This is a genomic window from Streptomyces ochraceiscleroticus, from assembly GCF_000720485.1.
In the GTDB taxonomy this organism is placed as follows: Bacteria; Actinomycetota; Actinomycetes; order Streptomycetales; family Streptomycetaceae; genus Streptomyces; species Streptomyces ochraceiscleroticus.
This window is the reverse complement of sequence record NZ_JOAX01000075.1, coordinates 1-1,028: the sequence shown is the minus strand read 5'-3', so window position 1 is coordinate 1,028 and position 1,028 is coordinate 1. Positions and strand designations below refer to the sequence as shown.

The 1,028-nt window shown below is 67.9% G+C and carries 1 pseudogene; it reads right to left on the bottom strand.

What is annotated here, in order from left to right:
- Positions 1–1,025, bottom strand: a pseudogene (locus IG84_RS40390) (acyl-CoA carboxylase subunit beta); the annotation flags it as partial.
- Between the last annotated feature and the right edge of the window lie 3 nt (positions 1,026–1,028).

The following is a 1,028-nucleotide window of genomic DNA, read 5'->3' as shown; positions in this document are numbered from 1 at the left end:
AGCGGGATGTTGCCGTGCTTCTTGGGGGGCAGTTGTTCGCGCTTGTTGCGGAGGGTGCGCAGGCCGCGGACGATGTGGGATGGCGGCCAGGGTGCGGCGGTGGAGGATGTTGACGGCGCCCTGGGCGCCCATGACGGCGATCTGGGCGGTGGGCCAGGCCAGGTTGAGGTCGGCGCCCAGGTGCTTGGAGCCCATCACGTCATAGGCGCCGCCGAAGGCCTTGCGGGTGATGACGGTGATCAGCGGCACGGTGGCCTCGGCGTAGGCGTAGATCAGCTTGGCGCCGCGGCGGATGATGCCGTCCCATTCCTGGTCGGTGCCGGGCAGGAAGCCGGGCACGTCCACGAAGGTGAGGACGGGGATGTTGTAGGCGTCGCAGGTGCGCACGAAGCGGGCGGCTTTCTCGCTCGCCTTGATGTCCAGGGTGCCGGCGAACTGCATCGGCTGGTTGGCGACGATGCCCACCGAGTGGCCCTCGAGAGCATGTCGTAGGGCTGGTTGGCGGAGTCCGGGATGAGGGCATCCAGCTCCCGGTCCTCCGCGGAGGTCTCCAGGTCGGCCTCCTCGGGGAAGGCGGGGGGCTCGGAGAGGTTGTTGGAGGGCAGGTAGGACAGCAGCGCCTTGATGTACTCCACCGCGTCCTTCTCATCGCCGGCCATGTGGTGGGCGACGCCGGAGGTGGCGTTGTGGGTCCGGGCGCCGCCCAGCTCCTCAAAGCCGACGTCCTCGCCGGTGACGGTCTTGATGACGTCGGGGCCGGTGATGAACATGTGGGAGGTCTGGTCGACCATGACGGTGAAGTCGGTGATGGCGGGGGAGTAGGCCATGCCGAAGTCGGTGGAGCGGTGCCGTGCGAACTCGTCCAGTTCGACGAAGGATCCTTCGTCCAGCAGCAGGTCGATCCGCTCCCGGGCGGTCAACTTGCCCTTGGCGTGCTGCTTTTCCACCGCCCGCGCGGAGCCGGCGTGGGTGGCTTCTTCGATGCGTCGCTGAAGATCCGCCAGCTTGCCCGCGGTGGTGTGGATGTG